The sequence below is a fragment of the uncultured Amnibacterium sp. genome (assembly GCF_964245895.1).
Lineage (GTDB): Bacteria > Actinomycetota > Actinomycetes > Actinomycetales > Microbacteriaceae > Amnibacterium.
This window is the reverse complement of record NZ_CAXTOQ010000168.1, coordinates 1-6,947: the sequence shown is the minus strand read 5'-3', so window position 1 is coordinate 6,947 and position 6,947 is coordinate 1. Positions and strand designations below refer to the sequence as shown.

Below are 6,947 nucleotides of genomic sequence, written 5' to 3'. Positions count from 1 at the left end.
ATCCGCCTGGCCGCACGCCGGGCCGGCTCCATCAGCGGGCGCCAGTCGTCCGGCGCCACCGCTCTCGCGGCCTCCGATGGGCAGGTGCTCGCGGTCGCGGCGCGCGCATCGAGGACCGCGCCGATCGCCGATTCGAGCGCCCGGTCGGTGGCGTCGACCCGATGGCGTCGGCAGGCGTCGGAGCAGTACCGCGCGTCCGCCGACGCGGAGCCGGGCATCCGGCGCCCGCACGACGCGCACGTTCGGTCCGCGAGCGCCGCCTCCGACGCCTCGACCGCCGCTCTGGACTGCCGCCCCATCCGGTCAGTCCGCTTCGGGGTCGACCCAGGGCACCTCGGGGTTCACCTCGGCCGCCTCGATCCCGCCGGTGTTGTCCGCGGCGCCGTCTTCTGCCGTGTCACTCGCGTCGGCCGGCTTCGGATCGCTCATGCCCCGAACGCTATGCGCCGTCGCTGGACGCCTGATCGGTCCGGGGACCGAGCAGCGCGTCCACCGAGGCGCGCGTCGCCTCCAGGTGCTCCCTGAGCGCGGGCAGCACCTCGGCAGGCAGGGCGCCGCGGGCCGCTGCGGTCCGGATGCGCGCACGCAGGTCGTGCCGGAACGCCGTGAGCAGCTCGTCCGCCTCCTGGGCGTCGCGGGGAGGCGCCGCGCGGGGGCCGTCCGATCCACCCGGACGGTTCGGGCGCGCTCGCGCAGCCGCCGTCGAGGCGGCGAGGTCCGCCCGCAGGGAGCGCATGGCGTCGTCGACGGAGGCCCGGACGTCTGTGGCCATGCGCCGAACCGACTCGTCGACCTCGTGCTGCAGCCGGTCGAGGTCGTCGCGCCGCTCGTCGACGAGCGCGCGGCCCGCCTCGGTGATCTCGTGCACGGTCCGGCGTCCGTCGCTGCGCGCGACGACCAGTCCCTCCTCCTGGAGGCGGGCGAGCCGCGGGTAGACCGTCCCCGCGCTCGGGGCGTAGGTGCCGCCGAACCGGTCCGACAGCTCCTGGATCAGCTCGTAGCCGTGCATCGGCCGGCCCGCGAGCAGCCCGAGGAGGTAGAGCCGCAGCTGGCCGTGACCGAAGACGGAAGCCCTCACACGTCCGCCGAGTGCACGACCCGCACGGTACCGCTCGCCGTCTCGACCCGCACCCGCGTCGGCTCGGCGCCGGCTTCCCCCCACGTCCCGCGGAAGCCGTGGCGTGCCCGTCCGACGTCCTGGCCGTCGACCTCGAGGCCCCCGCTGATCGTGTCGATCGTGTACTCCGCTGGTCGATCCGGACCGAGCCGCAGCACGACCGCGCCGCTGACCGTACGCAGCCGGACGAGGTCGGGCGCCTCGAGGTCGAGGAACAGGTCGGCGCTGACGCTGTCGCAGTCGAACCGCGTGACGGCCCCCGAAGCGGTGATCGCTCCGCTCACGGTGCGCACCTCGACGGCGCCCTCGTGCTCCCGCAGCGCGAGCTCGCCACTGGTGCCCTCCAGGCGGGCGGAGCCGGCCGTCGCGTCGCACACCACGCCCCCGCTGACCGTCCCGATGCGGCAGCCCTGCTTCATCCCGCTGACCAGCACCTCGGCGGTGACGACCTCGACGTCCACCTCCGTGTCGTGCTGCACGGCGACCGTCAGGGAGGCGCGCGTGCCGCCGTCTCGCCCGTCCTGCGCGCCGATCCGCAGCACCCCGTCCTCCAGCACGACCTCCAGCGGAGGTCCTGACACGTCGCGCACGTCGATGCGGGCGCCCTGCTCGTCGCAGCCGATCACGTCGATCTCGCCGCGCTGCACCCGGAGGCGCAGGCGCCGCTGCTCAGGGACCGTCAGCGACTGCGGGCCGTCGATGGTCCAGCTCGGGCCGGTCGGGTCATCGATGCTCATCGAGCGCTCCTCGGGTCGTCGCGGGTCAGCAGAAGGGACGGATCGACGGAGCGGCACGCTCCACCCGCGTCGGATCGATCGTCCGCGGCGGCGTGTCGCGGCGTCGCGCCGCCCAGGCGAGCAGCGCCAGGCCGAGGTGCTCGGCGACCGACTCGAGGCCGGAGCGGCCTCCGGTGTCGGCTCGCGCAGGCAGCGCGAGCGGGAACGAGGCATGCAGTGCGCTGGTCATGGTCGCCTCCGATGGTCGAGTTCGAGATATATCTCGAAAATAGGCGGCCAAGCAGCAGATGTCAAGATATATCTCGACTGTTCCATCGCCTCCGGCTCGAAGGCCGCTCCTCCGGCGCGCTCCGTGCCCCCAGTTGCGGGGCAAGCGCGCGCCGTCGGGAACGCAAGCACGACGATCCGTGCACCGACTGGTGCGGTGCAGCGCGAGGCCGATGCATCCTCCTGATCTGCACCGGCCCCGGGGGGAGCCGGGCGGAAGGGGGATCTGAGATGCACACGCGAACGAACGCCCGCGGCCCGCGCCGCGCCGGCGCGGTGGCGCTGGTCGGCACGACCGCGCTCGCCATCATCGGGGGCTCGCTGCTGAGCGCCACGGCCGCGAACGCGGACACGATGCGCTGCGCCACCACCAACGGCACGACCACCCTGGTCGACGTCAACGGGTCCGGTTCGGGCCTCATCAACCTGGGCTCACCCGGAGGCGTCATCGGCATCGCGACCGGCGCGAACGGCGCGCAGATCGGCCTGCTCAGCTGCACCGCCGTCGTCGGCCTGGGCGGCACCGCCCCGGGGACGACCGTGGCGACGCTGAACGCCGGGAGCACGACGCCCGTGACCGTTCCGACCGTGTCGCCGAGCACGCCGGGGACGCCAGGCCCGACGACGCCCTCGGCCACGCCCACGTCCTCCGCGCCGTCCACCACCGCGCCGGCTCCGACGGGTGCGCCGACGGCCGGGTCGACCAGCTCGACGAAGCTGTCCACGGTCAAGGTCTCGACCAGCTCGTCCACCGTGTACCCCGCGGCGAGGGGCTACAGCAAGAGCCGGGTCACCTTCTCGGTGAAGGGTCTGACGTCGACCAAGGGCACGGTGAAGATCACCGGCAAAGCGGTGCTGAAGAAGGGGTCCAAGGTCGTGAAGACCTGGAAGATCTCGAGCACCACCTCCAAGATCACCTGGAACGGCAGGATCGGCAAGAAGGTCAAGGCCGGTGTGTACACGCTGACCGTGACCGCCTGGTCGGCCGACGGGACCAAGAAGGTCACGACCATGAAGGTGCGGGTCTCCGCCAAGCACCTCGTCACCCGGACGATCTCGGTGCCGTCGAAGAACCTCACGGGGGCCAGCACCGCGGCGCTGCCCGCGAAGGTCGCGAAGGCGTTCAAGTACGGCAAGGTGACCGCTCGGGTGCACTACATCGCGCACGTCACCGGCAAGGCCCGGCTCGTGTTCGCGAACGGCGCCACCAAGCGGTACGTGCCGCTCAAGGACGGCACGCACTCCACGAAGGCCCTCCCGCTGCCGAAGGGATTCGGCTCCGTGACGATCGGACACGACTGGAAGAAGGGCGACGCGACGCTGATCTCGCTCCGTTCGGTGTTCTCGTACAAGCAGCTCGTCTGACCGCGGGGCGGCGCGAGGAGGGGCGGGTGGCCGATGGGCCGCCCGCCCCTTCGCCGCGCACGGCGCACTCGGGCTGCTTGCGTAGGTTGACGGGCCGGGTCCCGCCGGGACCGGGTGGGAGCGGCATGCGGTTCGAGCACGAGATCATCTGGCACGCCTACCCGCTGGGCTTCGTCGGCGCCGAGCGGGAGAACCCGATCGGCGCCGCGGTGCAGCACCGCCTCCCCCGCCTCGAGCGGTGGCTCGACCACCTGGTCGAGCTCGGCGCGAACGCCCTGCAGCTGGGCCCGGTCTTCGACTCCGAGACGCACGGGTACGACACCCGCGACCACCTGCGGATCGATCCGCGCCTCGGCGACGAGGACGACCTGCGGGCGCTGATCGCCGCGGCGCACGAGCGCGGGATCAAGGTCGTGCTCGACGGCGTCTTCAACCACGTCGGGCGCTCGTTCCCGCGCTTCGTCGCCGCGGAGGCGGGCGATCCGGAGGCGGCGGCCTGGTTCCGGCGCGACGGCGACGGCTGGGCGGACTTCGAGGGGCACGCGTCGCTCGTCGTGCTGAACCACGACAGCCCCGCCGTCCGGGCGTACGTGATCGAGGTCATGCGGCACTGGCTGGACCTGGGCGTCGACGGCTGGCGGCTCGACGCCGCCTACGCGGTGCCGACCGACTTCTGGCGGGCCGTCTCGGACGCGGTCCACGCGTCCCACCCGCACGCATGGCTGCTCGCCGAGGTCATCCACGGCGACTACGCCGCGTTCGTCGCCGAGTCCGGGCTCGACTCCGTCACGCAGTACGAGCTGTGGAAGGCGGTCTGGAGCAGCCTGAACGACGCCAACCCGTTCGAGCTGGCGTGGACCCTCGGCAGGCACCGCGACCTGGTCGCGTCGTTCCTGCCGACGGTCTTCGTCGGCAACCACGACACGACCCGCATCGCGAGCGCGCTGACCGACGAGCGCCACCTCCCCCACGCCGTGACCGCGCTGCTCACCGCAGGCGGCATCCCCGCGATCTACGCCGGCGACGAGGAGGGGTTCACGGGCGTGAAGGAGGACCGGGCAGGCGGCGACGACGCGGTGCGGCCGCCGTTCCCGGAGGACCCGAGCGGGCTGTCCCCACTCGGGGAGCCGGTCCTGCGCCTGCACCAGCGCCTCATCTCGCTGCGCAGACGGAAGCCGTGGCTCGTCGACGGCGTCTACGAGCAGGTGCGTCTGGACGACGCCGCGCTCGTCTACCGGATGACCGCGCGGGACGGCCGCGACGCGATCATGGTCGCGCTCAACATGAGCGATCGGCCCATCGAGGTCCCCCTCGGCGACGGCGAACGGATCCTGGAGGGCGGGCTGGGCGCGCATGAGGCGGCGGTGATCGGCCGAGACTGACGTCCCCCTTCCGCTTCGTAGGTCCTCCAGACCTCCGAGACGAAAGGGAGGCTAGGACCCGACAGCGCGTCGCACGAGGTCCACGATGCGGGCCTCCACCTCGGGGGTGACGTCGGCGACGGCGAACGACGTGGGCCACATCGCGCCGTCGTCGAGCCGCGCGGTCTCGGAGAAGCCGAGCGTGGCGTAGCGGACCTTGAACTTGGAGGCCTGCTGGTAGAAGACGACCACCTTGCCGTCCTTCGCCCAGGCCGGGCTGCTGTACCACGTGCGCGGCGCGAGGTCCGGGGCGGCCTCGGAGACCACGCCGAAGACCCGCTCGGCGAGTCGGCGCTCGTCGTCGCCGAGCGCCGCGATCGCGGCGAGCGCCTCGGCGCGGTCCTCCTCGGGCGTCGTCCTGCCCTTCCGGGTGCGCAGCTCCTTCGAGCGCTGCTTCATCGCGGCGCGCTCCTCGGTGGTGAACGTGTCGTCGGCCATGCATGCCTCCTCGGGGATACGGGATCTGCAGGCTAGGACGGATCGATGGGGACGGGCTTCTCGAAGCCTGCTCGATCCGCGGCCTCAGGCGCGCGGCCCGGACTCCGCGGCGTGGTGCCGTCCGATCGGCAGCACCAGCGGCTTGCCCGAGACGGGATCGGGCACCACCCGGCTCTCCAGGCCGAAGACCTCGCGCACGGTGTCCGCGGTGAGCACCGCCTCCGGGTCGCCGGCGACGCGCACCCTCCCCGCCGCGACCGCTACGAGGTGATCGGCGTACCGCGCGGCGAGGTGCAGGTCGTGCAGGACCATCACGACGGTGGTCCCGCGCCGCCGGTTCAGGTCGGTGAGCAGGTCGAGCACCTCGACCTGGTGCGCGATGTCGAGGAACGTCGTCGGCTCGTCGAGCAGCAGGACGTCGGTCTGCTGCGCGAGCGCCATCGCGATCCAGGTGCGCTGCCGCTGGCCGCCGGACAGCTCGTCGACGGGCCGGTCCGCCAGGTCGGCGGTGTCGGTGAGGCGCAGCGCCTCCGCGACCGCCTCCTCGTCCTGCGCGGTCCACCGGGCGAGGAACCCCTGGTGCGGGTGGCGGCCGCGCGCCACGAGGTCCGCGACCGCGATCCCCTCCGGCGCGGTCGGCGACTGCGGCATCAGCCCGAGGATGCGGGCGACCTCCTTCGTCGGCAGTCGATGGAGGTCCTCGCCATCGAGCAGGATCCGGCCGCCGCGCGGCGGCAGCAGGCGCGCCATCGCCCGCAGCAGGGTGGACTTGCCGCAGGCGTTGGCGCCGACGATGACCGTGATGCGGCCGGGAGGGACGAGCAGGTCGATCTCCTCGGCGACGACGCGGTCGCCGTAGCCGAGCGTGACCCGCTCGACGGCGAGGGAGTGGGCGGCGGTCACAGCGAGCCTCCTGCGCGGTTAGTCCGGATGAGGAGGAGGACGAGGTACGGCGCGCCGAGCACGCCGGTGACGACCCCGACCGGGTAGCGGTCGCCGAACCCGAACTGCCCGAGCAGGTCGGCGCCGAGCACGAGGGCGGCGCCGACGAGCGCGGACGGGACCATCAGGGAGCCGCCCGCGCCGACGATCCGGGCCGCGATCGGCCCGGCGAGGAACGCGACGAACGCGATCGGTCCGGTCGCTGCCGTGGCGAAGGCGATCAAGCCGACCGCGGCGACGATCACGACGACCCGCGTCCGCTCCACGCGGACGCCGAGCCCGGCGGCGGATTCGTCGCCGAGCCGCAGCAGGCCCAGGTCGTGCTCCCGGGACAGCAGCACCGTGCCGAACGCGACGACGGCGATCAGCAGCGGCAGGACCTGCTCCGGCGTCGCGCCGTTCAGGCTGCCGGTGAGCCACCGCATCGCCGTCTGCAGATCCCACGACGCCGCCTGCAGCAGGACGTACGAGACGACCGAGTCGAGCATCGCCGAGATGCCGATGCCGATCAGGATCAGGCGGGTGCCGACGACGCCGTCGCGGTAGGCGAGCAGGTAGATGAGGCCGGCCGTAGCCAGCGCGGCGATGATCGCGACGACCGAGGTCGTGGTGCCGTCGAGGCCGAGCAGCACGATCGAGACCACCGCGGCGGCGCTGGCA

Annotated in this window: 10 protein-coding genes; 2 read left to right on the top strand and 8 right to left on the bottom strand. The window is 73.0% G+C overall.

Annotated elements, in window-relative coordinates; translation table 11 throughout:
• The 5 genes from ACFE60_RS16405 to ACFE60_RS16385 all read right to left on the bottom strand — a co-directional run.
• Positions 1-218, bottom strand: a 218-nt coding sequence (locus ACFE60_RS16405; protein ID WP_375389932.1) for a DUF3253 domain-containing protein, incomplete at its 3' end; no start/stop codon positions are given.
• Positions 219-303: 85 nt separating this feature from the next.
• Positions 304-429 carry a hypothetical protein gene (locus tag ACFE60_RS16400; protein ID WP_375389931.1) on the bottom strand — a complete coding sequence of 42 codons (126 nt, stop codon included), beginning with the start codon at positions 427-429 and terminating at the stop codon, positions 304-306.
• 10 nt (positions 430-439) lie between these two features.
• Positions 440-1,078 carry a PadR family transcriptional regulator gene (locus ACFE60_RS16395; RefSeq protein ID WP_375389930.1) on the bottom strand — a complete coding sequence of 213 codons (639 nt, stop codon included), beginning with the start codon at positions 1,076-1,078 and terminating at the stop codon, positions 440-442.
• Positions 1,075-1,854 (bottom strand): DUF4097 domain-containing protein, encoded by a 780-nt coding sequence (locus ACFE60_RS16390; RefSeq protein ID WP_375389929.1) that lies wholly within the window; start codon positions 1,852-1,854, stop codon positions 1,075-1,077. The genes ACFE60_RS16395 and ACFE60_RS16390 overlap by 4 nt, the downstream gene beginning before the upstream one ends.
• A 25-nt stretch (positions 1,855-1,879) precedes the next feature.
• On the bottom strand, positions 1,880-2,083 hold the full coding sequence (locus tag ACFE60_RS16385; protein ID WP_375389928.1) for a hypothetical protein: 204 nt from the start codon (positions 2,081-2,083) through the stop codon (positions 1,880-1,882).
• A 269-nt stretch (positions 2,084-2,352) separates the two neighbouring features.
• On the opposite strand from ACFE60_RS16385, the gene ACFE60_RS16380 reads away from it, so the two are divergent.
• Positions 2,353-3,486, top strand: coding sequence for a hypothetical protein (locus ACFE60_RS16380; protein ID WP_375389927.1), 1,134 nt, complete (start codon positions 2,353-2,355; stop codon positions 3,484-3,486).
• Between the two features lie 125 nt (positions 3,487-3,611).
• Positions 3,612-4,868: an alpha-amylase family glycosyl hydrolase gene (locus ACFE60_RS16375; RefSeq protein ID WP_375389926.1), complete on the top strand. Its 1,257-nt coding sequence runs from the start codon at positions 3,612-3,614 to the stop codon at positions 4,866-4,868.
• A 51-nt stretch (positions 4,869-4,919) separates the two neighbouring features.
• Here the strand turns inward: ACFE60_RS16375 and ACFE60_RS16370 are convergent, their stop codons facing one another.
• The 3 genes from ACFE60_RS16370 to ACFE60_RS16360 all read right to left on the bottom strand — a co-directional run.
• On the bottom strand, positions 4,920-5,345 hold the full coding sequence (locus ACFE60_RS16370; protein ID WP_375389925.1) for a hypothetical protein: 426 nt from the start codon (positions 5,343-5,345) through the stop codon (positions 4,920-4,922).
• An 84-nt stretch (positions 5,346-5,429) separates the two neighbouring features.
• Positions 5,430-6,248, bottom strand: coding sequence for an ABC transporter ATP-binding protein (locus tag ACFE60_RS16365; protein WP_375389924.1), 819 nt, complete (start codon positions 6,246-6,248; stop codon positions 5,430-5,432).
• A partial coding sequence (locus tag ACFE60_RS16360) for a FecCD family ABC transporter permease (protein ID WP_375389923.1) occupies positions 6,245-6,947 on the bottom strand: 703 nt, incomplete at its 5' end. The genes ACFE60_RS16365 and ACFE60_RS16360, both read right to left, overlap by 4 nt.